The organism is Streptomyces vastus, assembly GCF_039532825.1.
In the GTDB taxonomy this organism is placed as follows: Bacteria; Actinomycetota; Actinomycetes; order Streptomycetales; family Streptomycetaceae; genus Streptomyces; species Streptomyces vastus.
In genome coordinates this window covers 1-560 of the sequence record NZ_BAAASJ010000074.1, presented here as the reverse complement: position 1 = coordinate 560, position 560 = coordinate 1, and the positions used below count along the sequence as shown (strand labels likewise).

Annotated in this window: 1 protein-coding gene; it reads left to right on the top strand. The window is 60.7% G+C overall.

Annotated features, from left to right (window positions below):
• Nucleotides 1-169 precede the first annotated feature (169 nt).
• Nucleotides 170-560, top strand: a 391-nt coding sequence (locus tag ABD357_RS27280; RefSeq protein WP_486389233.1) for a DUF4240 domain-containing protein, incomplete at its 3' end; no start/stop codon positions are given.

Genomic DNA, 560 nt, shown 5'->3' with positions numbered 1-560 from the left:
GGGTGGTACAACGCCCGAATGTGGGAAGCCATGAAGATCACGAAATACGTTGCTCACCACGGACACTGCCCGCCCGGGCAGCTGAAGAGCTGCCGCTGATCCGACGGACTTGAACGGGGGTGCCCCGGCTCGCCGGGGCACCCCCACGGACATCTGAGAGGAACGAACCGTGAAAGAATCCCAGTTCTGGGCCGCCATCGACGAACTGGAAGGATGCGCCGACGAGGCATCCGTCCATGAACTCCACGAGCTGCTTCTGGGGGAAGACGACGAGGATGTCATCGCGTTTCAGCGGCACCTTGAAAAACACCTTTCAGAACTCCGTCGGCGCGCAGAAGAAGCCGGAAATCCCCTGGGTGAAGCGGAAGCATGCGCGGTCGTGGCCGCCGGGAAGAGTGTGTACACACTCATTCTGAACGAGCCCGCAAAGTTCCACGAACGCGAGTGGGACTGCGAAGAATCAATTCTCCTCGAGCGGGCGGCACCCGAGGTACTGGGATTCCTAGAGAGACTTCCTGAATCGCCGGAAAGGGGAGGCTGGCTGGATGTCCGCTTCGGAT